Raw genomic sequence first — 23,897 nt, forward strand, 5'->3', positions numbered from 1 at the left:
CCGCCATAATCCCCCTCTTGTATCCAGACACCGAACAAAATAACGAGACTCTCGCAGTATGACCGAGCCCTCAGTCTACGAAGCATCCGAACGCCAGCATTTGGCGGAATATACCGAGAAGGCGTACCTGGACTACTCCATGTACGTGATCCTCGACCGCGCCCTGCCCAATATCGGCGACGGCCTTAAGCCCGTTCAGCGCCGTATTGTCTACGCCATGAGCGAGCTGGGGCTGAAGAACACCGCCAAATACAAGAAGTCCGCGCGCACCGTGGGCGACGTGATCGGGAAATACCACCCGCACGGCGACAGCGCTGTGTACGAGGCGATGGTGCTGATGGCGCAGCCGTTCAGCTACCGCTACCCGCTGGTGGATGGCCAAGGCAACTGGGGTTCCCCGGACGATCCCAAGTCCTTCGCGGCCATGCGTTACACCGAATCCCGCATGGGCAAATACTCCGAGGTACTGCTGTCCGAGCTGGGGCAGGGCACTGTCGACTGGCAGCCGAACTTCGACGGCACCATGGACGAACCGGCGGTTCTGCCGGCGCGGGTACCCAATATCCTGCTGAACGGCACCACCGGTATTGCCGTGGGTATGGCCACCGATATTCCGCCGCACAACCTGCGCGAGGTGGTGGATGCTACGGTGCATCTACTGGAGAACCCCAAGGCTACGGTCAGCGAGCTGTGCGAGTACATCCAGGGCCCGGATATGCCCACCGAGGCAGAAATCATTACCCCGCGCAGCGACCTGCACAAGCTGTACGAGACCGGCAAAGGCTCGGTCAAAATGCGCGCGGTGTGGACCAAGGAAGATGGCGATATCGTCATCACAGCGCTGCCCTACCAGGCCAGCGGCTCCAAGGTACTGGAGCAGATTGCCGCACAGATGCAGGCGAAAAAGCTGCCCATGGTCAGCGACCTGCGGGATGAGTCGGATCATGAAAACCCGACGCGCCTGGTGATCGTGCCCAAGACCAATCGGGTGGACCTGGAGCAGGTGATGAATCACCTGTTCGCTACTACCGACCTGGAAAAAAGCTACCGGGTCAACATGAACATGATCGGCGTCGACGGCCGCCCGCAGGTGAAGTCCCTGGACAAGATCCTGTCCGAATGGCTGAGCTTCCGCACCGTCACTACAAGACGCCGCCTGCAGTTCCGTCTCGACAAGGTTGAGAGGCGCCTGCACCTGTTGGATGGTTTGTTGATTGCCTTCCTCAACATCGATGAAGTGATCGAGATCATCCGCACCCACGACGAGCCCAAGGCGGCGTTGATGGAGCGCTTCGGGCTTTCCGATGTGCAGGCGGAATATGTGCTCGACACCAAGTTGCGTCAGTTGGCGCGCCTTGAGGAAGTGAAGATCCGTGGCGAGCAGGCAGAGCTGGAAAAAGAGCGCGATACCCTGACCAAAACCCTGGAAAGTGAGCGTCGCCTCAAGACCCTGATCAAGAAAGAACTGCTGGCGGCCGCCGACGAGTTCGGTGATGAGCGTCGCTCGCCCATCGTCGCACGGGAAGAGGCCAGAGCCTTCAGCGAAACCGAGCTGCTCACCTCAGATCCGATCACCGTGGTGCTGTCTGACAAGGGCTGGATTCGCCAGGCCAAGGGCCACGATATCGATCCCACGTCCCTCAGTTACAAAGCCGGCGACGGCTTCAAGTACGCCGCCCGCGGCAAGAGCAATCAGCCGGCGTTGCTGCTCGACAGCACCGGGCGCAGTTACGCCATTGCCTCGCACACACTGCCTTCCGCGCGGGGCCAGGGCGAGCCACTATCCGGCCGTATCAACCCACCCTCCGGCGCCACTTTCGAGGGGCTGCTGATGGGCAACGACGACCAGAAAGTGCTGCTGGCCAGCGATGCCGGTTACGGCTTTATCGCCACTTACGCCGACCTGCAGTCCCGCAACAAGGCCGGTAAGGCGATGCTGAGCCTGCCGAAAAACGCGCGGGTACTGCCGCCGCAGGAAATCGAAAATCCCGAGTCTGCACTGCTCGCCGCGGTTACCAGCGAGGGCCGCATGCTGGTGTTCCCGGTAACGGAACTGCCGCAGCTGTCCAAAGGCAAGGGCAACAAGATCATCAATATCCCGTCCGCCCGCGCCGCCAGCCGGGAAGAATTTGTGGTGGGCATTGCGGTGCTGGAAGGCAACGATGTATTGCTGGTCCACGCCGGCAAGCGCCACACCAAGATCAAAGTGTCCGAGCTGGAGCATTATCAGGGCGAGCGGGGCCGCCGCGGTAACAAACTGCCGCGTGGTTTCCAGAAGGTGGATAAAGTGGAAGTACAGGAAAAATAAACTCCCGGCAGTGACACCGAGTAAGCTTCACCGCAGTCGGAAAAGGGCAGCCAAATGGCTGCCCTTTTTATTTACCGTTTATTTTTCACTTGTTTATCGCCTTTGGATTCAGGCCGGCTCTACTTCCCGTTTCGCTTTCTCGGAGGCCACTTGAGTTTTTGACTCAGGTGTCGCTGCCGGTGCAGTTACTGGTTTCGCAGCCATATTGTCGATCCGCAGCAGCCAGGCAATGGCCGGTACCAGGATCAGCGCGCCGAGCATATTCCACAGGAACATGAAGGTCAGCAGCAGGCCCATATCGGCCTGGAACTTGATCGGTGAGAAGACCCAGGTGGCGACACCAATGCCGAGGGTGACACCGGTAAAGGCCACCGCCTTGCCGGTCTGGTGCAGGGTGTAGGTGTAGGACTCCACCAGGTTTTTGCCTTGTGCCAGGGCTTCGCGCACCTTGCTGAAAATGTAGATGCCGTAGTCCACGCCGATACCCACACCGAGGGCGATCACCGGCAGGGTGGCGACCTTCACACCGATACCCATCAGCGTCATCAGCGCCTGACCCAGCAGGGAGGTCAGCATCAGCGGCAGCACCACCGCGAGCACAATGCGCGGCGAGCGGAAGGTGAGCAGGCACAGGGCGATGACCACGCCGTAGACCCAGATCAGCATTTCCGTCTGTGCCTTTTCGATCACGTCATTGGTCGCGGCCTCAATACCGGCGTTGCCAGCGGCCAGCAGGAATTCCACCGAGTCCGGCGTACGCTCGGCATTGAAAGCGCGCATCGCGGCGACCACGCGATCCAGGGTTTCCGCTTTGTGATCGTTGAGGAACACCAGCACCGGCGCCATGGTGCACTCGGAATTGATCAGTCCCTCCGGCGCCTTGGCGACCGAGGCGTTGGTGATGAACTGGTTGCGGTTGAGGCCGTACCATTTCAGCGAGCCCTCGTTCATGCCGAAGTTGCCGAACTTGGAGACATCCGCCACCGAGGCAACCTTCTGCACACCGGGCACATTGCTGAGGTGGGCTGACAGCTGATCCATCCACACCAGGTTGCTGTAGGCCACGCACTGCTCGGCTTCGGTTTTCGCCATCACCACGAACACGTCGGTGCTGGTGCTGTAGTTTTCCACCAGGTAGGCGTTGTCACGGTTGTAGCGAGAGTCCGGACGCAGTTCCGGGGCACCGGCGTCGAGGTCGCCGATCTTCATGAACTGCGCGTAGTAGGCGCCGGCACCGCACAGGATCAGGGCAATGGCCAGCACCGCCTTGGCCTGGCGCGGGCGCGCGAAGCGGGCGAACAGGCGCTCCACCAGTGAGGGCTGGTGCTGGCGCGCACGTGCGTAAGCCACGCCGGATTCGGAGACACCTACGAAGCTTGCGATGATCGGCAGCGCCACCAGATTGGTGACGATGATCACTGCCACGCCGATACTGGCGGCGATGGCCAGCTCGCGGATGACGCCGATGTCGATCACCATCAGGGTGGTAAAGCCGATGGCGTCGCTCACCAGCGCGGTGATGCCGGCCAGGTACAGGGAGCGAAATGCGAGCTTGGCCGCGGTCAGTCTGTCGGCACCCTGCACCGTGTTGTGCACCACCGCGCTGATGATTTGCACCCCGTGGCTGACGCCGATGGCGAATACCAGGAAGGGCACCAGCATGGAGTAGGGATTGATGCCGTAGCCCAGCAGGTTGAGTACACCCAGCTGGCAAAACACCGCAAAGATGGAGCAGGCGAGCACCGCGAAGGTGCTGCGCAAGCAGCGGGAGTAGAGCCACAGCAGGGCGAAAGTGATGAGCACCGCGAGCACGAAGAACAGCACTACCTGCACCGCACCGTCGATCAGGTCACCGATCACCTTGGCAAAGCCGACAATGCGAATCTGGGCCTGGTCGCTGCTGTATTTGTCGCGCACATTCTGCTCGAGGAAATCCGACAGCTCACGGTAATCCAGCGGCAGTCCGGTTACCGGATTCACGTCCTGCAGCGGCGCCAGCACGATCGCGGAGCGGAAGTCGTTGCCTACCAGCACGCCAACCTGGCCGGATTTGAACACGTTGGCCTTCAGGTGCGCGAGCATGGCCTCGCTGCCGTCGTAACCATTCGGAATCACCGCGCCGCCGACAAACCCCTCTTCGGTGACTTCCTGCCAACGTACGTTGGGTGTCCACAGGGACTTCATCCCGTCGCGGTTCACTCCGGGGACATAGAACACCTCGTCGGTGACCTGCTTCAGCACTTCCTGGAATTCAGGGGTGAAGATGTCGCCTTGCTTGCTCTCCACCACGATGCGCACCACGTTGCCGAGATCCGCGAGTTCCTGGCGGTAATCCATGTAGTTGTTGATGAACTCGTGGTTGCCGGGAATCATTTTGGTAAAGCTGGCTTCGGGGCGCACCTGCAGGCCCTGCCAGCTGAGGAATACCAGTAACAGGGACAGGACCGACAGCGCCAGCGCGCGCTGTCCGAACACCAGAGATTCGAAAAATGCCTGTACCCCGGAGGCCGGTGCAGCAGCTTGTCGGTTCGAAATTGTATTGCTCATGCTTGCCGCTACCTCAGTTCATGTGCCAGGCGGTGACGCCGAACTGGCCCGCCAGAATCAATTGCTCGCCCTCTACTGCCACTGCGGAGAATGCCGCACCGGAGGGGTGTTTGCGCACGGTGATGTCGTCGGGCTGCGCGATGGAGAAGCTGGCGACCAGGCCGCCGTGGCCAACCAGTACCACGCGGCCGCGGTCATCGATGGTGCCGCCGAGGAGGCTGGCACCGGCATCCAGCTGGTGGTGCTGCCAGCTGTTGCCATCGTCGCGGGAGATCAGCACATGCCCTTGCAGGCCGAAGGCCACCAGGTTGCGGGAGCCCGCCTGGCTGACGATGCCAAACAGGCTGCCGTCGTAGGGCAGCTCCATGGCTTCCCAGCTGTCGCCGCCATCACGGGAGGCAAAGCCCGTGCCGCTCTCACCGACGATATACAGGCTGCCATCGGCACCGCGGGTGATGGCGTTGAGGTGAAAGCGGTCGGGGTTGTCGAGGCCGGCGCTGGCGAGCTGCCAGCTTTCACCGCCGTTATCGCTGCGCAGCAGGGTGCCGTAGGCGCCGGTGGCGAAGAGCCGCTGGTCGCTGGCGGCAACGACATCGAGCAGCGGCTTGTTGGGGCCGCTTTCCAGTTCGGCCTGGGTGTCTTCGAGGGCGAATTCGAGTTCTTCCAGTTGGTACCCCAGCTCGTCGATATCGGCATCTTCCTCCGGGTTGTCGATCTGTTGCTGCAGCTGGTCGCGGCGCGACTCCAGTGCGGCGATCTGCAGGCGGGTGAGGTCGTAGCCGTCAAACACCTTCTGCCAGTCACCATCCCGGGAACGGTGCAGGATGGCTGCGTCGTGGCCCACCGCCACGGCACTGCCGCCGGCGAGTGTTGCGACCGAGGTGAGGCCTACGCTCACGGGAGAATCCAGCTGCTGCCACTGGCCATCGGACTGCCACTGCAGCAATAGGCCGCGCTCACCGGTCAGCAGGTAGCCGGCGTCCAGCGGGTAAAGATTAGTGATGACGCCTTGGGCGGCGCGGCTGCTCTGCAGCGCCGGTGTTTGCAGCAGCTCGACCTTGGCGCTGGCGGCCAGGGGCTGGGCAGCGATCATTGCCGACAGCAGAAGCTGGGGGAAAGAAAGTCTTGAAAGTCTCATAAGTCGCTTTGCGTGTTTATTATTCGTTCGCCCGATTATCTGGTAGCCCTTTCGCGACTCGATATGTCATTCGCGCCAAATCATTATCCGAGCCCGCAGGGTCTTTCGCGCCCGCGACAAGTTATCTCTCGACGTCGCTGTGAATTTTCGGTGGTCATGAGTCACTGATTCCTGCGCAACAGGCCAGATTGTTACGGCATCCTGATTTGAGTGTTGATAGACTATCGTCCAATTATGTTCACTGTCATAAAAGTCAGGATAAAAAAGTGAATATTGAACACGCGGTGATGAGCGGTTGGCTGATCTTGATGGTCAGGGCCATGCAGGCTTGTGATGTCGATGTGCAGGAGGCGCTGGCGGCCTGCGAAATTGACTGGGAGGAACTCGGGGATCTGGAATCCAGGGTGACTCTCACCAAATTGGTGGAGCTGCTGAACTATGCCAGCACCCGAGCCCCCGGGCGGGATATGCGGGTGCTGATGGCAGAAAACTTCCACCCCAGCATGTTGCACGTACTGGGCTACGCCATGATGTCAGCGCCGAGCCTGTGCGAGAGCCTCGATTACATCGTGCGTTACCGGCGTATCGTTTCCAGCCTGTGCAATGTGCGCCTGCAAGAAGTGACCGGCGGTTTTGAATTCGGTATTCGCCCGGTGCGCCTTGAACAGCGTGTAGTGCCGGGGCTGGGCATGCGCGAGGCGGAAGTCTTTATTGCCTCGCTGGTCAAGTTCGCGCGGGACCTGGTAAGCAGTGATCTCACGCCGCTGTGTGTTTATCTGGAGGCCGAGCAGCCGAGGCAAGCGGTGGATCCTTTACAGGAATTCTTCGGTTGCGAAATCCACTATGGCCACAGCTATAACGCGGTGGTTTTCCGGCAAGAGCATGCCAAGCGCAAGCTGCTGACCCACAACAGTTTTCTCGCCCGCAGCCACGAGGCGATGCTGGATGAGTACCTGGCCCGGGTGGACAAGAGTGATCTGGTGAATCTGATTCGCTGCAAGATCTACGACTATCTGCCGGGCAGTGCGCCGGCACAGACCGAAGTGGCTGAGGGTCTGGGTATGAGCCTGCGCAACTTGCAGCGCCGGTTGAGTGAGCAGGGCACCAGCTATAAGGAAATCCTTGAGCAAACCCGCAGGAAGCTGGCGGTCAAATACATGGGGCAGGCCAACCTGTCCCTGGGCGAAATCGGTTACCTGGTGGGCTTTTCTTCGGTCACCAATTTCAATCGAGCATTCAAGCGCTGGACCGGGCTGACACCCGGTGACTACCGGGAAAACCAGGTGGTGCATCACCTTAATTAAGCCGGTGCTTTTTACGATCACTGGCATCACTGTCCCTGTGCGGCATGTACGGATAAACAACTGGCACGTAACGCACATTGAACGGGATCGACCCTTGGCGGCTCTCGTTTTAAGTTTTCCCATGCATGAATGGGAGAACACCAATGCCTATAAGAATAAATTTTTCTGGTTTCAATCGAGTTTTGCTCGCTGCGGCCATCAGCGCTGCCGTAGTACCCGCACAGGCCGCCGAGTTCTATTTCGGTGCAGACGATGACATTTCACTGCGGGTGAACTCGCAACTGGACGTTGGCGCAAGCTGGCGTCTTGGCGACGCGGACCCTTACTTTATCGGTTACCTCAACGGCGGAACCGGCTTCACCAGCACCACCGATGACGGCAATCTGAACTTTGAAAAAGGCGAGACTTTTTCAAAAATTATCAAGGGCGTGCACGACATCGAGTTGTCGAAAGACAACTTCGGAATGTTCCTGCGGGTCAAGTACTGGTACGACAAAGAGCTGGAAGGTGAAAACCGTGCTCACGGTACCAACTCGAATAATTACGCAGCCAATGCGCCGCTTTCCGACGAAGGCTTTTCCGAATTTGCCAAATTCTCCGGTCTCTCGGTGCTGGATGCCTACACCTACCTGGATACGGAAATTGCCGAGATGCCCGTCAGCCTGCGCCTCGGGCGCCAGGTGTTGAGCTGGGGTGAGAGTACCTTTATCCAGGGCGGTATCAATGCCATCAACCCGGTAGATGTGAGCGCATTCCGACGCCCGGGTGCGGAATTGAAAGAAGGCCTGTTGCCGGTGGGGATGGGCTACTTCAACGCCGGTGTTACCGAAAACCTGAGCATCGAAGGCTTTTACCAGTACGAGTGGGAGAAAACCCAGATCGACGGTTGCGGCACCTACTTTTCTTCCGCGGACTATGCGGCGGACGGCTGTGATCGCGTAACCATTCAGCTTGCAGATCAGGCCGCGGTGGAGCAGGGCTTTTATGCGCAGCGTCTGACAGATATCGAACCGGAAGATGGCGGTCAGTACGGTCTTGCCGCGCGCTACTATGCAGCTGCGCTGAACGATACCGAGTTCGGTGTTTACTTCATGAATATTCACTCGCGCATGCCTTACGTCAGCGCGATTCGCTCTTCTGTGCCAGCAACGGGCGCGACCGACCAGCTTGGAAACCCGCTGATTTTTGTTCCCGAATCTCTGGATCCTACCGGTGGCCAGTTGTCGGCGCTGAACCCCGGATATCAGGTGAGCTTTCCCGAAGACCTGAAAGTATACGGCCTGAGTTTTGCCACCAATGTGTCCGGCATCGCCCTGTCCGGTGAGTTGTCCTACAAGCCCGACACCCCGGTGCAGATCAACGGCACCGATGTTCTTTACGGCGCACTGACAGAGAGTCCGATATTCACCTTTTCCAACCGAGTGAACGCGGTCGGTTATGGAGAGGCTGTTGCCGGATTTGACACCTTCGACCAGACCCAACTGCAGGTTACCGCGATCAAGTTCTTCGAGCGCGTACTCGGCGCTTCACGCCTGGCCCTGATCGGTGAAGTGGGTGTGTCCATGCTGGACGGGGTGGAAGATTCCGACCAGCGCTACGGCCGCAACACCGTGTTTGGTATTGGCGATTTCGATCTGGGTAACGGTGTGAATTGCTCCAACCTGGTGGCCATGGGGCAGATCGACGGCGACTGTCGCGCCGACGGTTATGTCACCGACTCCGCCTGGGGTTATCGCGCGCGTGCGGCACTGGAATACCCGAATGTATTTGCCGGTATTTCCCTGAATCCGACACTGGCCTGGTCCCACGACGTGGACGGTTACTCCGCGGAGCCCGGTCAGCAGTTTAACGAGGGTGCCAAGTCCCTCGGCCTGGCAGTGGAAGCCGTGTACAAGCTGAAGTACAGCGCGACCCTCGGTTACACCGCGTTCGACGGTGGCAACCACAACATTCTGGAAGACAAGGATTTCGTATCCCTGAGCTTCAAACTCTCCTACTAATAAGAGGTAGCGGACATGAATAAGACCATGCAGAAAAAAATGACTGTGGCAGCCATGCTGCTTATGTCGCTGGTAGCGGGTAGCGCGTTTGCCAAGGTTTCCGAACAGGACGCTGCCAAGCTGGGTGATTCCCTGACACCCCTGGGTGCAGTAAAAGCGGGCAATGCGGAAGGTACCATTCCCGCCTGGAATGGCGGCCTGATCAGTGGCGGTGAAGTGGCCAAGGCCAACAGTGACCCGGGTCGCCCGGTGAACCCCTACCCGGAAGACAAGCCGCTGTTCGAGATCACCAACGCCAACCTGGATCAGTACAAAGACAAACTGAGCCCGGGCCAGCTGGCCATGTTCAAGAAGTACCCGGAATACCGTATGCCGGTATACCAGACCCGCCGTTCTGCAGCTTACCCTGAGTCCCTGTACGACGTGGTGAAGAGCAATGCCGTCAATGCGGAACTGGTTTCCGGCGGCAATGGTGTCACCAATTTTGATACTGTGATTCCTTTCCCGATACCGCAGAGCGCGCTGGAAGTGGTGTGGAACCACATCACCCGTTACCGCGGCGGTTCCGCGATTCGCAACACCACTGCAATTCCGGTGCAGGCCGACGGCTCTTTCGTGCCGGTTAAATTCACCGACCAGCTGGTGTGGCCGGAATTCCTCGACGGTGGTCGCGACGACAAGGGCGACGACAATGTGTTGTTCTACTACCTGCAGCAGATCACCGCACCGGCGCGTCTTACAGGTACCGCGCTGCTGGTACACGAAACCGTGGACCAGGTGAAAGAAGCCCGTCGCGCCTGGGTCTACAACGCCGGCCAGCGCCGTGTGCGCCGCGCGCCGAACGTGGCTTATGACGGTCCTGCCGAGGGCACCGACGGCCTGCGCACTGCCGACAACCTGGACATGTACAACGGTGCCCCGGACAAGTACGAGTGGAAACTGATCGGCAAGCGTGAAATGTACATCCCGTACAACGACTACAAGCTGATGGATACGGCACTGAAGTATGACGACATCGTGCAGGCCGGCCACCTGAACCCGGAGCACCTGCGCTATGAGCTGCACCGGGTGTGGGAAGTGGAGGCAACCCTGAAAGACGGCGAGCGCCACATTTACGCCAAGCGCACCATGTTCCTGGACGAAGATACCTGGGGCGTGTCGGTCGTGGACCACTACGATGGCCGCGGCAATTTGTGGCGCCTGGGTGAGGGCCACAACGTGATGTTCTACGACGTGGGTACCCCCTGGATGTCCGCCGAGGTATTCCACGACCTGGATTCCGGCCGCTACCTGGTGACCGGACTGGCGAACGAGGAACCGAAGTTCATGGAGTGGGGCAGCAAGGTTAACCGCCGGGACTTCTCTTCCGCCGCGCTGCGCAGAATCGGCCGCTAAACAATCTCTCTATTGCGGTGTCCTCGCAATTTCTCTTGGGCCGGCTTTGCCGGCCTTTTTTTATCCTGTGTTATCCACACCTTCGCCTGTTTCATCCCCGTCGGCGCCGGCCGAATCCCCGCAGCCTGGCGGAACTTTTGCCTCTTCGCGCCTACCACGTCTCTCCCCGATATTTTTGCGGTTGACATCCGCACCCAAGTGGGGCAATTTTGAATACATTAATGTATACAAAAAAATAAACAACTGCATACCGGGGTTCCGGTGTGCGCCTGCGATGCGAGAAAGGCGAGGAAGGAGAGACCTGTGAAGCGAGAAACTGCCACTTTGTGGATTCGCAATCCATTGGCCTGTAGTGATGATGACGCCGGCGGCGGCGTCGTTATCGACGGCAACCGGATTGTGGAAAAGGTGCCTGCCGGTGGCCGGCCCAGTGTGCCGCCAGACGAGGTGTTCGATGCCTCGCAACACGTACTACTACCGGGCCTGATCAATACCCACCACCATTTCTACCAGACTCTCACCCGCGCCTATTCCCCGGCGCTCAACAAAGAACTTTTCCCCTGGCTGGTGACGCTTTACGACGTCTGGGCCAATCTCGATGAAGAACAACTCAGTGTCGCCAGCGAGCTGGCGATGGCGGAGCTGTTGATGTCGGGCTGTACCACCGCGGCAGATCACCACTACATATTTTCCGGAGCCCTGGCGAACGCCATTGATTGTCAGGTGGAGGCAGCGCACAAACTCGGGGTGCGCGCGGCGCTGACTCGCGGCTCCATGAGCCTTGGCAAGGAGGACGGCGGCCTGCCACCCCAAGCCGTGGTCCAGGACGAACAGACGATTCTCGATGACAGCCAGCGACTGATCGATCGTTACCACCAGCGCGGCGAAGGCGCGGAGATTACGGTGGCTCTGGCTCCCTGCTCGCCGTTTTCCGTAAGCCGTGAATTGATGCGGGAAAGTGCGCGCCTGGCTGAGAGCAGCGATGTGCGACTGCACACCCACCTCGCCGAGACCGGCGATGAAACCGAATTCTGCCAGCGTCTGTTTGGCATGCGCCCACTGGACTACCTGGAGGACTGCGGCTGGTTGTCGGGCCGTACCTGGCTGGCACACGGCATCCACTTTGACGACGCTGAAATCCAGCGCCTGGGGAGCGCCGGCACCGGTATCGCCCACTGTCCTTCTTCCAACATGGTACTGGGTTCCGGACTTTGCCGGACTCTGGAACTGGAAGCGGCGGGTGCGCCGGTGGGTCTGGCGGTGGATGGCTCCGCATCGGCGGATCACTCGAACCTGTTACAGGAAATGCGCCAGGCCCTGCTACTTGGCCGCCTGCGCTACAGCCCTGCGGAGGTAACCCATCAGGCGGTGATCCGCTGGGCTACCGAAGGTTCTGCGCGCTGCCTCGGGCGCTCGGATATCGGCACCCTGGAGCCGGGCAGCCAGGCAGACCTGGCGCTGTTCCGTCTCGATGAGCTGCGTTTTTCCGGTGCGGAAAATCCGCTGGCCGCGCTGCTGCTCTGCGGCGCCAGCCGCGCAGACCGGGTGATGGTCGCGGGGCGCTGGCGAATCCTCGACGGCCTGCCGGTCGACCTGGATCTGGAGGCGCTGATGGCGCGACACGGCCAGGCCGCCGAGCGCTTGCGTCGCGCACTCTGAATCCGAAAAAACTGAACAACGACCTGAACAACTACCTGAATAACGATAAAAATCAGGAGAAACACCCATGTCTAGCCTCTCTACAGGCCCGCAAGTGGCCGACGGGACAGTTGCGCCCGAAAATCGCGATGTGAACTACATGCCGCCGCTGACGCGTGCGGTGCCCCTCGGTATCCAGCATGTACTGGCCATGTTCGTGGCCAATGTCACGGTACCGATTGTGATTGCCGGCGCTGCCGGCTTATCCGCGGAAGACACTGCCTTTATGGTACAGGCGGCGATGTTTGTAGCCGGTGTTGCCACCCTGATCCAGTCGCTGGGAATTGGCCGCATCGGTGCGCGCTTGCCCATTGTTATGGGCACCAGTTTTGGCTTTGTACCGGTGCTGATCCCCATCGCCGTGGGGATGGGGGTGCCCGCGGCACTGGGTGCCGGTCTCTGTGGCGGTATCGCCATGGCCCTGGTGGGATTCTTTTTGCCCTGGCTACGGACCCTGTTTCCGCCCATCGTGACCGGCACCTTTGTCATCATGCTTGGTATTCTGCTGATGCCGGTAGGGTTTGCGTATATCGGTGGCGGTTACGGTGCCGAGGATTTTGGATCGCTGCAGCATATCTCCCTGGCGGCGCTGGTGTTTTTCGTAACCGTGGGGCTGCACCAGTTTGGCCGCGGCATCTGGTCAGAAGCCGCGCCACTGCTGGGCCTGTTGGTGGGATTTGTGACGGCCATTGGTTTTGGCATTGTTAATTTCGACAAGGTTGCCGAGGCGAGCTGGATTTCACTGCCGCGGCCGTTTGCCATCGGGATTGAATTTCATATGGCGGCGATCGTGCCGGTGGTGCTGCTGTCGCTGGTTACCTGTGCCGAGTCCATTGGCGATATTGTCGGTACCACCGCCGGCGGCCTGAACCGGGCACCGACCCAGCGCGAGCTGTCCGGCGGCGTCATGGCCGACGGGCTCACCACGGTGTTTGCCGGGATCTTCAACAGTTATCCACAGATCAGTTTCAGCCAGAACGTGGGCATGGTGGCACTCACCGGTGTCGTCAGCCGCTATGTGGTTGCCATCGGTGGTGGCTTCCTGGCGATTGCGGGATTGGTGCCGAAACTGGGGGCGCTGATCACCAGCATCCCCAGCGGTGTGCTGGGCGGGGCGGTGATCATCATGTTCGCGATGATTGGCAGTGCTGGTATCCAGATGCTGAGCCAGGTTGAATTCAACAAGCGCAATATGATGGTGATCGGGTTGTCACTGGCGGTGGCCATCGGCCTGCCGGCGAACGAGGGGCTGTATATCAACCTGTCGGAAAACCTGCAGGCGATTATTGAATCGGGGCTGATTCCCGCGGCGATTACGGCGATAGTGCTGAATCTGGTGCTGCCGGGGCGCGAGCGTGAGCTGGGCGAAACGGCTGAACCTGAAATGACGGTCGGGGAAATTAGCGCACAATCACTTTAGGATCTCTGCTTGATCAGCGGTCCGGCGCCGTATGTCTGCGCCGGGTCGCTATTGTCATCTCCACTCCTGAACAGTTGCCGGTTGTAGCGGCTGCCTTCTTCGCTTCGATTCCTTTCATCCGCTTGTCATTCTCTTTTCAGCGTTCCTCCATTCCTCCATTCCTCCATTCCTATCTCTGACGCTTGCTCTGACACTCGCATTGCCGCGGGGCTGAATTCCCGGTCACCGGATGTTTACGGGTGCTTGTCACTCGGGGCTAACTTGCCAAATTCGTAAGCATGCTTACAATAAGCACCCTCAAAAATACCCGGAATGCAAAAAATCCGTGAATAAAACCGATACCGCAGCCCAATTGGGCTTCGAGTTACATACCGCCGCGCGCCTGTTAAAACGCAATTTCGACCGCCGCGCCAAAAGCCATGGGCTGACCCGCTCGCGCTGGCAGGTCCTTTGGATCCTGAATAAAGACCAGGGGCTGAAGCAGGCGGCGCTGGCTGAGCGCATGGACGTAGCCCCGATTACCCTGACCCGCCAGATAGACCTGTTGGAATCTGAGGGGCTGGTGGAACGCCGGCCTGATCCCCAGGACCGGCGTTGCTTCCGTATTTTTCTTACCGATGCCGCCGCCCCAGTGCTGGACATCCTGCAGGGGCTCGCCGGACATACCCGCGCCCAGGCGCTCGCAGGTATCAGCGCGGATGAGCAGCGGCAATTGATGCATTTACTGAGCCGGGTGCGTGACAACCTGAGCCGAGAGGAGACGGTCGAGTGACTGAGGTCGTGAACAAAATAAAATCCCGCCCACTGGCGTTTGGCTTTGGTATCGCAATCGCCGGCGCTATCGCGGCTTGGTGTATCTGGGGTGGTGGCAACAGCGTGCACACCGACAATGCCTATGTGAAAGCCGACAAGCTGTCCCTCGCGCTGGAAGTCAGCGGCATCGTCGCCGAGGTGCCCATCAAGGCCAACCAGCACGTGAACAAGGGCGATCTGCTGGTGCAGCTGGACGACACTAACTTCCGCCTGGCAGTGGCGGAAGCCGAGGCCCATCTCGCGCAGATGAAAAACCAGGTACACGCCCGCCAGGCGGATTACGCCGAGGCAGAGGCCGAGTTGCAGCAGGCCCAGACCGATGCGGAATTCTACCGCCGCCAGCTGGACCGCAATGAAAAGCTCGGCAAAGTCGCGCTGTCGGAATCCCAGCTGGACGAGTCCCGCCAGAAGCTGGATCAGGCCCGCGCGAAAATTGCCATCAGCTCGGAACAGCTTGCCAGCCTGCGTGCAGAGCTGGGTGGCAATTCCCAGGTGCCGCTGGAGCAGCAGGCCGATGTGATGGTGGCCCAGGCACAGCTGGAAAAAGCCCGTTATCAGCTCTCCCGCACCCGCATTGTGGCGCCGGTGTCTGGCGTCATCGCCAACCAGACGCCACAGGTGGGTGAACTGGCAGTGACCGGTATGTCTGTGGTGACACTGCTCAGCACCGATGACATGTGGATAGAAGCCAACCTGAAGGAAACCCAGCTGGAGCATGTACATGCGGGGCAACAGGCGGAAATCACCGTGGATGCCTACCCCGGCGTCAAATTCCAGGCACTGGTGGAAAGCCTGAGTGGCGCCGCCGGCAGCGAGTTCGCGCTGATCCCAGCGCAGAATGCCAGTGGCAACTGGGTGAAAGTGGTACAGCGGGTACCGGTGCGCCTGCGCCTGCTGCCGGTGGACCATGTTGCTGACAGCCCGGTCCCAGTGCTGCGTGCGGGCATGAGTGCGGAAGTGGTGATCGATACTGCGGAAGACAAAAAGCTGGTTTCTGCCCGCGCCGCCAATGGCGATGACAGCCGTGTCGTACTTTAAGCGGTTGCGCCTGACCGCGAGTCGATTGGTGTAAGTCAGTGGGTATGAGACAACGGGTATGAAACGGGTATGAGTCAAACGGCACAAGCCAGCGCCCAGACTGCGCCGGGTCCCCAGGCCAAAGCACGCGGTGGCGAACTGCTGGTGGTCCTCAGCGTCATGCTGGCCACCATCATTCAGGTACTCGACACCACCATCGCCAACGTCGCCCTGCCACATATGCAGGGCAGCCTCGGCGCCAGCAGCGACCAGATTACCTGGGTGCTTACCTCCTACATCGTCGCCGCCGCCATCATGACCGCGCCGGTGGGCTTTCTCGCCCAGCGCTTCGGTCGCCGCCAGCTGTTCCTGTGGTCGGTAGGTGGCTTCACCATTACCTCCATGCTTTGCGGCCAGGCCAGCAGCCTGAATGAAATGATCCTGTGGCGGCTACTTCAAGGTGTATTCGGCGCATCACTGGTGCCGCTGTCCCAGGCCACCTTGCTCGACACCTATCCCAAGGAAAAGCATGCCTCCGCCATGGGTATCTGGGGCGTCGGTGTGATGATCGGCCCGATCCTCGGCCCCACACTCGGCGGCTGGCTCACCGAGTATTACTCCTGGCGCTGGGTGTTCTACATCAACCTGCCGTTCGGCATCCTGTCCATGCTCGGGATCTACTTCTTCGTACCCGAAACTGAAACCCGCAAACTGCGCTTCGACGCCTTCGGCTTCGCCATGCTCGCGCTGGCGGTGGGTGCCTTACAGATGCTGCTGGACCGGGGCGAACAGGTGGAGTGGTTCGAGGCACTGGAAATCCAGCTTTACGCCATCGCCGCGGCGCTCGGTCTGTACCTGTTTATCGTGCACTCGCGCACCACCAGCAACCCTTTCCTGTCGCCGGGGCTATTCCGCGACAAGAACTATGCGTCCGGTGTCGTGTTCATTTTTATCGTCGGCATTACCCTGCTTGCCACCATGGCCCTGCTGCCGTCCTTCCTGCAACAGTGGAAAGGCTACCCGGTCGTCACCACCGGCCTGATCCTCATGCCGCGGGGCATCGGCACCATGATCTCGATGATGCTGGTGAGCAAACTGATGCAGCGTTTTGACGCGCGCGGGTTAATTTTGCTGGGAATGGGGTTGATCTCCTTCTCCCTGTGGCAAATGACCGGCTTCAACCTGCAGGTAAGCCAGCACGACCTGATCGTTACCGGTGTTGTACAGGGCCTGGGACTCGGCTTGGTATTCGTCCCCATCTCCACCCTGGCCTATGCCACCCTGGAGCCGCGCTTGCGCGGCGAAGCCACCGCCTTGTTCAGCCTGTCGCGCAATCTCGGCAGTAGCATCGGCGTGTCCATCGTGATGGCCGCGCTGACACGCAACCTGTGGATCAATCAGCAGCAGCTGGGCGAGCGGGTGCAGATCCCACCGGGAATGAGCCTGCCATCCGCTGATCAGCTCAGCACACTGCCGGCGGAGGTAATGAGCACCATTACCCAACAGGCGGCGGAGATTGCGTACGTGAACGATTTCCAGATGCTGATGTGGATCAATATCGCGGCGATGCCGCTGGTATTTTTGCTTTCAAATCCGGATCGACCAGAGGGGAGAAAGGCCGGGTAAGCGGAGTGGTTTTATTGTGTGAGCGTCGCTGTGAAGGTGGCGATGCCGGGTAAAGCCTTGTGAGACCTTCCGCGAGAGGGACCTCGCGGAAGAGCCCCCATGGATGGGTTGAGGGGGGGCGCCTAGCCCGTGTCTCACAAGGCTTTACCCGGTAGCGGCACCGCCACCTAACTAATTCAGTACTTCTTTACTTCACCGGATACCAGGTCTGGGTGCGATAGAAGAAGCCGAGATAGCCCCGCACCATCAAGTTGCCGCCTTCTTCCCACATCCGGCAGTCGTATACCTTGCCCTTCACCGGGTCGAGGATCTGTCCGCCTTCGTAGATATCTCCTTTCTTCACCATCCCGGTGATGATATCCATGCCCACAATTTTCTGGCCTTTCTTCGCCCCCGGGCAGGCCTCACACACCGTATCGTCCGGCTTCATCAACAGATCCACCACCCGGCCGTAATATTTACCGCCTTTCTCATAAACCTCCACGATCGACTTCGCCTGCCCGGTTTCATCATCGATCGTCTTCCAGCGGCCGACAACATCGGCGAACGCAAGCTGGGTGCTCAACAGCAAAGTGGTAATTGCAAGGAATAGAGTTTTCATAAGGCATCCATCGCTAAGGGAAACAGGGTGTGACCATAACACCATATCTGGTCTATTTCCGCCTCGGGGCATCCACCACAGTGTAGTCCGATAGTTTTGCCCAGGTGTTTTGACCAAGTGTTTTAACCAGATGTTTTGGCTCGCAATATTGTTGTGTTTTCGTTGAGTCTCAGGAGGAGCAGCTGATCGGCAAATGCTTTCCTGACTCCGGCGGCGCCGCCGCCCAGCTCTCAAACCCCGGGTGCTCCGCAAACGGCGACTGCAACAAGGTAAACAGCGTCTCCAGTGGCTGGAAATCCCCGGCCTCCGCCGCATCAATAACCCGCTGCGCCAGGTAATTGCGCAGTACAAACTTGGGGTTGGTTGCCAGCATGGCGCGACTGCGCTCCTGTGCCGAGCGCGTCTCTTTCTGCAGGCGCTGATCGTAGTGTCCCAGCCAGCCGTGCAGTGCCTCATGCTGGGAAGGGGCAACCAGTGCTTCCAGCGCCTCCGCCGGACGCTCGCCGCAATAGCGACTCAGGGCGCGGAAAAACAGTGAATAGTCCACCCGCCCGTCCGCCAGCAATTGCAGCAGGTCGGCACACAGTTGCTGGTCGCCATCGTCCTCCAGGGCTAGACCCAGCTTCGCCCGCATCAAACCGGAATAGGCCTCGATCAACAACGGCTGGAACTGACCCAGGCAGTCTTTCAGGACTTCTGTATCCAGCAGTGATGAAAAGGCATGGGCCAGGGCATTCAGGTTCCACAGCACCACGCCCGGTTGTGCATCAAAGGCGTAGCGCCCGGTGTGATCCGAATGGTTGCAGATAAATCCGGGTTCGTAATCGTCGAGAAAACCGTAGGGGCCGAAGTCAAAGGTGTCGCCGATGATCGACATATTGTCGGTGTTCAGCACCCCGTGGGCGAAACCTACCGACTGCCAGCCGGCCGCCAGTTCCGCACTGCGCCGTACGGTAAACCGCAGCAATGCCTCGGCCTGTTCCTGAACCGGCGCATTGGCCACCTCCGGCAGAAATTGCGCGCACACAAATTCCACCAGCTGGTGCTGGGCCTCGAGTTGGCGGGTGTAAAACAGGTATTCAAAGTGCCCGAAGCGCACATGGCTCTGGGCAACCCGAATCAGGGCCGCGCCGGTTTCCATTTTCTCCCGCGCCACCGGTTCCTCGCTGCCCGCGATACACAGGGCACGGGTGCTGCGAATTCCCAGCGCGGTCAGGGCCTCACCGGCGAGGTACTCGCGGATGGTGGAGCGCAAAACCGCGCGGCCGTCGCCAAAACGGGAGTAGGGGGTTTTGCCGGCGCCTTTCAGGTGCAGGTCCCAGCGCTTGCCGCCGTGCTCGACTTCACCCAGTAACAGTGCGCGACCGTCACCGAGGTCGGGGTTGTAGCCGCCGAACTGGTGACCGGTATATTTCATCGCGAAGGGTTTGCTGCCGGCAAATAATTTTTCGCCGGTTGTGAGCTGGGCCCAGTCCGGGTGCTCTGCTTCAGCGGGGTCCAAACCCAGCAGTGCCATTACCGATGTATTGACGTGAATCAGGTGCGGCTTCTGCAGTGGTGTCGGCGCGGTGGGGGTGCCGAATACCGCGCCCAGGTCGGCGTACCGGTGGTGCAGGCAGAGGTCTTTGAGGGGGGTAAATGATTCGTTGGAATTTGGCACTAATCACTCAATGTCAGTTTGATATGTTTGTCGTCCCAGCACTCTACCTCCAGCGCCAGCAGATCCTCGATGGCCGGGTTCTGGTAGAGCCAGTCGCTGGGAATCGCCAGTTTGTAGCCGGGGCCGTCAGCGGACAGTTGCAGGCCATCGATACTGCGGTCGACGTGATCCCGGTGCACGATACAGGCAAGGCGCAGGCAGAGTAGCAGGTCGTTGTTGGGGTGGAAGCCGTAGTGCTCCTGCACGGCTTTGATGTCGCCGCGCTGGTTGCGCACCAGGTAGGCCAGGTTTTCCTGCTCACTTTTGCCGAAGCCCGCCATATCGGCGTGCTCGATCATATACGAACCCAGCTTGCGGAAACTGCTGTGGGAAAGCGCCAGCCCGATTTCGTGCAGGTCCGCGGCCCAGCGCAACATGCGCCTCTGTGACATCAGCGAATGCGGGTTCAGGTGGCCGAAAAATTGCAGCGCCGTATTGGCGACCCGCCTGGCCTGGTCCGGATCGATATTCCAGTTTTCCATCAGGGTGCTGACGGTATCCGCACGGCGGTCGCCACCGTGGGCGCGCCCGGCGAGGTCGTGCACTATGCCCTCGCGGATCGCGTAGGGAGAGACATGCATTTCCCGGATATCCAGCTCGCGGAATATACCGTGCAGAATGGCGAGACCGGCGGCAAACACCGGGCGACGCTCGGGGTCCAGGTGGGGAAGGTCAATGGCATTGACGGTTTTGCAGGCCGCTACCCGCTCGGCGAGCTTATCCAGGTCTTCCCGCAGTATCGGCAGCAGTTCGCCATCGTTCAGCACGCGCGCCACCGATTTGACGGTACCGGAGGCGCCCATCACCAGTGCATCGTCTGCCAGGTGCCTGAGCTCCTGTAATTCCGCCTGGGCCGCGCGACGGGCGCGGATGAAATTGTTGTGTTTGCCGGATTCAATTTTGCCATTGTCGAAAAAGCGGCGATTGAAAGCGACACAGCCCATGCTGACGCTCTGTAACTGCCGCGGTGTTTCAACACCGCGCACCAACTCCGTGGAGCCGCCGCCAATATCCACTACACAGCGCAGGCAGGGCGGGCCTTCTGCCGCCGCCATGACCCCGGAGTAAATCAAGCGTGCTTCTTCAATACCGGAAATGATTTCAATGGGGGCGCCGAGAATGGCTTCTGCCGCTTCCAGGAAGCCGTCGGCTCGGGTGCTGGCGGCACGCAGGGTATTGGTGCCGACGATGCGTACATTGTCGTCGGGCAAACCCTGGATCACCGGGGCAAAACGTCGCAGGGCTTCCAGTGCGCGCTCTGCCACCGCGGTATCCAGATTGCACTCGGCATCCAGTCCCTCCGCCAGGCGCACCATGGCGCGGTCGGTGTGCAGGCGCACCATGCGCTGGTCGCGGAATTCCGCCAGTAGCAAGTGAAAACTGTTGGAGCCGAGGTCCAGTGCGGCGTAACGTTCGTGCCCGTTGTCGGTGTCGTTTGTCATCTTATTGGTTGTCAAATCCCTGTAACAAATATGTAGCAAACTGCGTGATTATCACCTATGGCTTTGATGTGCCGGAAAAAATCTGCCAATGACTAACGATACGCTGGTGTTAGACCCTGTTGCGCCGGAAACTATGTGCGCACCGAAACGTCTGGGCCACCCGGAAAACTCTGTCGCTCACGGACGCAATTTGCTGGAAAACGCAGTAGAGAGTATGGCAAAAGAGATTCCCCTATACCCCAAAGAGCTCAGCTGGCTCTCATTCAACGCCCGTGTTCTGCAGGAAGTGGAAGACGAGAGCGTACCTATTATTGAACGGGTACGCTTTCTTGGCATCTTTTCCAACAACCTCGATGAATTCTACCGGGTTAGGGTGGCGGATGTACGCCGCCTTGCCACTTTTGCCAAGGGCAGCAAGAAAAAAGAGCATTTTTCCGAACTGCTGGGGGACATCAATGAAAAAGTGCTGCGGCTGCAGGCGCGCTTTGGCAATGCCTATACCAAGGCATTGAAAGACCTGGGGCGACACAATATTCATGTCATCAACGAGCGCCAGTTGACCGACAGCCAGCGGGTCTATGTGGAGGAGTTCTTTCACCGGGAGGTGCTTCCGGAGCTTGAGCCCTTTTTTATTGATGACCGGGACACCATGCCGTTACTGAACGAAGCGAGCATTTACTTCGGCATTTATCTGGAACTGGAAGATGGCAGCCTGCGCTTCGCCGCGCTGGAAATTCCCACGGATATACTGCCGCGGTTTATCGCCATCCCCCACCGGGACGGCCGCCATGAAAAGGTGTATATCGTTCTCGATAACGTGATCCGCGCCTGTCTGCTGGATGTATTCCGCTACGTGCTGCCGATCGAAAAGGCGGCGGCCTTCACCTTCAAAATCAGTCGCGACGCCGAGCTGGAAATGGGCGAGCATGTCACCCAGCATATCGTTGACCGTCTCGCCAAGTCCCTGAAAAAACGCAAACAGGCCGAGCCGGTGCGTCTGGTGTACGACTCCACCATGCCCGAGGCACTGCTGCAGGCGATAAAGAAAAAGCTGAAGATGGGGCGCTATGACAGCTATACCCCTGGCGGCCGCTACCACAATTCCAAAGACTTCATGAGTTTTCCGGCGGATATCAAGCGGCATACCTACGCCAGTATCAAGCCGTTGCCCACGCTGCCGGACAGTGCCAATATTTTTGACTGGCTGAGAGAAAGCGACCGCCTCTGCTATTACCCGTATCACGACTTCCGGGTGATCACCAAGCTGCTGGCCTCCGCGGCGATTGACCCCAAGGTGCGGGAAATTCGCATCAACCTCTACCGGGTGGCAAAAAATTCCCGGGTGGTGGCAGCCCTGGTTAATGCGGTGCGCAACCAGAAACAGGTCGCCGCGGTGGTGGAGTTACAGGCGCGCTTTGATGAACAGGCCAACCTGCACTGGTCCAGTGAGTTGAGCGATGCCGGCGTCGATGTAATCTACGGCGTGCCCGGTCTGAAAGTGCACTGCAAACTGATTTCCATCGTGCGCGAGGAGGCGGGGCGCGAGCGCTATTACAGCCACTTTGGTACCGGCAATTTCAACGAAAGCACCGCGCGCTTTTACTGTGACTTCAGCCTGCTCACCAGTGATGACAAGCTGGGTCTGGACGCCTACCGGGTATTTGATTTCATCAAACAGACCCATCTGCAGCCGGACTACGAGCACATCTGGGTGTCGCCACATTCCAACCGCCCCAATTTGCTGGCGGCGATTGAGCGGGAAATCTCCGCGGCGGTGGCCGGCGAGCGCGCGGAGATTTTCATCAAGTGCAACAACCTGGTGGATTCCGAGGTAGTCGAGCACCTCTATCGGGCCAGCGACGCGGGCGTTAAGGTACGCATTATCGTGCGCAGCATGTGCTCACTGCTGTGCCAGAGCAAAGGCCTGTCTGACAATATCAAGGTCATCAGCCTGGTGGACAAATTTCTTGAACACGCGCGGGTATACGCCTTCCACAATGGTGGCGAGGAAAAGGTCTATCTCTCTTCTGCAGACCTGATGACCCGCAACCTGGATTTCCGGGTAGAGGTGACGTTTCCGCTGCTCTCTGCCGAGCACCGCCAGACAGTGCTGGATATTCTCGAACTGCAATGGCAGGACAACCAGAAGGCGCGGTTACTGGATACGGATCAGAGCAATGGTCGCATTGCCAACCGCAAGAGCAAGCGCAATGTGCGCTCGCAGGATGCGATTTACCGGTATTTGAAAAAGCGAGATGTGTAACCGGACATTCAGTTTTTGCTGAACCCCACCAGCTTGCCGTTATCAAACGAGAAGCGGTAGCGCTCGCCCACTTTCAGTTGGCCTTTGCAGCGGGACTCAATGGTAATGCGGGGGAACTGCGGGGTGACGACCCAGGTGGAAAAATCATCCTCTGGACCGCGCTTGATCAACCAGTAGTAGTCACCGTGCTGGCAGGTGCCTTTCTCCCCGCAATTGTCGTAACCCCACACATAAGCGCGCACATCGTACTTGGCCGGAATGTTCGCGGCGGGGCTGAAGGGATGGCGGGGGTCGCCGGTGACATCGTAGAGGTCGTCGAAGGCGACCGTCTGGTAGCCCTTGGCGCGGCTGTCGCAGCTGGCGGCATGCAGGCTGACGCCGGCGGCAGACTCCGGCGCCTTTGATTTCTCAGCCTTGGGCTTGGGTTCCATTTCGCTGGGCAGATAGCCGCAACCCGTTTGCGCCAGGCTCAACAACGCCAAACCGACGCACACCGCGCCACAGCCTAAATACCGCACTGCCAAACCTCCATCGGTACTCGATCGCTTCTCTAAAACTATAGCCGTTGATTGTGTGCATAACCGTTGGGCGCAATTTGCCACCTGGTGATGCGAAATGGCGTCGCC

Annotated in this window: 17 protein-coding genes; 10 read left to right on the forward strand and 7 right to left on the reverse strand. The window is 59.4% G+C overall.

Annotated elements, in window-relative coordinates; translation table 11 throughout:
• Positions 1 to 58 precede the first annotated feature (58 nt).
• On the forward strand, positions 59 to 2,308 hold the full coding sequence (parC, locus tag M0G74_RS15425; RefSeq protein ID WP_248219301.1) for a DNA topoisomerase IV subunit A: 2,250 nt from the start codon (positions 59 to 61) through the stop codon (positions 2,306 to 2,308).
• A gap of 108 nt (positions 2,309 to 2,416) precedes the next feature.
• Here parC and M0G74_RS15430 read toward each other — a convergent pair whose 3' ends face one another.
• Entirely contained in the window at positions 2,417 to 4,855 is a 2,439-nt protein-coding gene (locus M0G74_RS15430) for an MMPL family transporter (protein ID WP_248219304.1), read from the reverse strand.
• Between the two features lie 13 nt (positions 4,856 to 4,868).
• Positions 4,869 to 5,993 carry a YCF48-related protein gene (locus M0G74_RS15435; RefSeq protein ID WP_248219308.1) on the reverse strand — a complete coding sequence of 375 codons (1,125 nt, stop codon included), beginning with the start codon at positions 5,991 to 5,993 and terminating at the stop codon, positions 4,869 to 4,871.
• A 266-nt stretch (positions 5,994 to 6,259) separates the two neighbouring features.
• Between M0G74_RS15435 and M0G74_RS15440 the strand changes: the two genes are divergently transcribed.
• The 3 genes from M0G74_RS15440 (at position 6,260) to M0G74_RS15450 (ending at position 10,692) form a co-directional block, all read left to right on the forward strand.
• Positions 6,260 to 7,297, forward strand: a complete 1,038-nt coding sequence (locus M0G74_RS15440) for an AraC family transcriptional regulator (protein WP_248219311.1) — start codon at positions 6,260 to 6,262, stop codon at positions 7,295 to 7,297.
• Positions 7,298 to 7,440: 143 nt separating this feature from the next.
• A complete protein-coding gene (locus tag M0G74_RS15445; protein ID WP_248219314.1) occupies positions 7,441 to 9,297 on the forward strand; it encodes a DUF1302 domain-containing protein in 1,857 nt (618 codons plus the stop codon).
• A gap of 15 nt (positions 9,298 to 9,312) precedes the next feature.
• A complete protein-coding gene (locus M0G74_RS15450; RefSeq protein WP_248219318.1) occupies positions 9,313 to 10,692 on the forward strand; it encodes a DUF1329 domain-containing protein in 1,380 nt (459 codons plus the stop codon).
• Between the two features lie 60 nt (positions 10,693 to 10,752).
• Here M0G74_RS15450 and M0G74_RS15455 read toward each other — a convergent pair whose 3' ends face one another.
• Positions 10,753 to 10,941, reverse strand: coding sequence for a hypothetical protein (locus tag M0G74_RS15455; protein ID WP_160154594.1), 189 nt, complete (start codon positions 10,939 to 10,941; stop codon positions 10,753 to 10,755).
• A gap of 54 nt (positions 10,942 to 10,995) precedes the next feature.
• Here M0G74_RS15455 and M0G74_RS15460 point away from each other — a divergent pair, with 54 nt between their 5' ends.
• The 5 genes from M0G74_RS15460 (at position 10,996) to M0G74_RS15480 (ending at position 17,266) form a co-directional block, all read left to right on the forward strand.
• Positions 10,996 to 12,351 (forward strand): 8-oxoguanine deaminase, encoded by a 1,356-nt coding sequence (locus tag M0G74_RS15460; RefSeq protein WP_248219321.1) that lies wholly within the window; start codon positions 10,996 to 10,998, stop codon positions 12,349 to 12,351.
• A 67-nt stretch (positions 12,352 to 12,418) separates the two neighbouring features.
• Positions 12,419 to 13,810, forward strand: coding sequence for a nucleobase:cation symporter-2 family protein (locus M0G74_RS15465; RefSeq protein ID WP_248219324.1), 1,392 nt, complete (start codon positions 12,419 to 12,421; stop codon positions 13,808 to 13,810).
• Between the two features lie 325 nt (positions 13,811 to 14,135).
• Entirely contained in the window at positions 14,136 to 14,582 is a 447-nt protein-coding gene (locus M0G74_RS15470; RefSeq protein WP_248219325.1) for a MarR family transcriptional regulator, read from the forward strand.
• Complete coding sequence (locus M0G74_RS15475; RefSeq protein WP_248219329.1) at positions 14,579 to 15,661, forward strand: HlyD family secretion protein; 1,083 nt, start codon at positions 14,579 to 14,581, stop codon at positions 15,659 to 15,661. The genes M0G74_RS15470 and M0G74_RS15475 overlap by 4 nt, the downstream gene beginning before the upstream one ends.
• A 69-nt stretch (positions 15,662 to 15,730) precedes the next feature.
• On the forward strand, positions 15,731 to 17,266 hold the full coding sequence (locus M0G74_RS15480) for a DHA2 family efflux MFS transporter permease subunit (protein WP_248219333.1): 1,536 nt from the start codon (positions 15,731 to 15,733) through the stop codon (positions 17,264 to 17,266).
• Positions 17,267 to 17,453: 187 nt separating this feature from the next.
• On the opposite strand, the gene M0G74_RS15485 is transcribed toward M0G74_RS15480, so the two are convergent.
• From M0G74_RS15485 to M0G74_RS15495, 3 genes are all read right to left on the reverse strand, one after another.
• Entirely contained in the window at positions 17,454 to 17,867 is a 414-nt protein-coding gene (locus M0G74_RS15485) for a DUF2147 domain-containing protein (RefSeq protein ID WP_248219336.1), read from the reverse strand.
• 169 nt (positions 17,868 to 18,036) lie between these two features.
• On the reverse strand, positions 18,037 to 19,527 hold the full coding sequence (locus tag M0G74_RS15490) for a protein adenylyltransferase SelO (RefSeq protein WP_248219339.1): 1,491 nt from the start codon (positions 19,525 to 19,527) through the stop codon (positions 18,037 to 18,039).
• Complete coding sequence (locus M0G74_RS15495) at positions 19,527 to 21,008, reverse strand: Ppx/GppA phosphatase family protein (RefSeq protein ID WP_160154587.1); 1,482 nt, start codon at positions 21,006 to 21,008, stop codon at positions 19,527 to 19,529. Before M0G74_RS15495 ends, M0G74_RS15490 begins: the two co-directional genes overlap by 1 nt.
• Before the next feature lie 88 nt (positions 21,009 to 21,096).
• On the opposite strand from M0G74_RS15495, the gene ppk1 reads away from it, so the two are divergent.
• Entirely contained in the window at positions 21,097 to 23,271 is a 2,175-nt protein-coding gene (gene ppk1, locus M0G74_RS15500; protein WP_248219341.1) for a polyphosphate kinase 1, read from the forward strand.
• 8 nt (positions 23,272 to 23,279) lie between these two features.
• Here ppk1 and M0G74_RS15505 read toward each other — a convergent pair whose 3' ends face one another.
• A complete protein-coding gene (locus M0G74_RS15505) occupies positions 23,280 to 23,789 on the reverse strand; it encodes a hypothetical protein (RefSeq protein ID WP_160154586.1) in 510 nt (169 codons plus the stop codon).
• Between the last annotated feature and the right edge of the window lie 108 nt (positions 23,790 to 23,897).

It is taken from the genome of Microbulbifer sp. CAU 1566 (assembly GCF_023156515.1).
Classification (GTDB): domain Bacteria; phylum Pseudomonadota; class Gammaproteobacteria; order Pseudomonadales; family Cellvibrionaceae; genus Microbulbifer.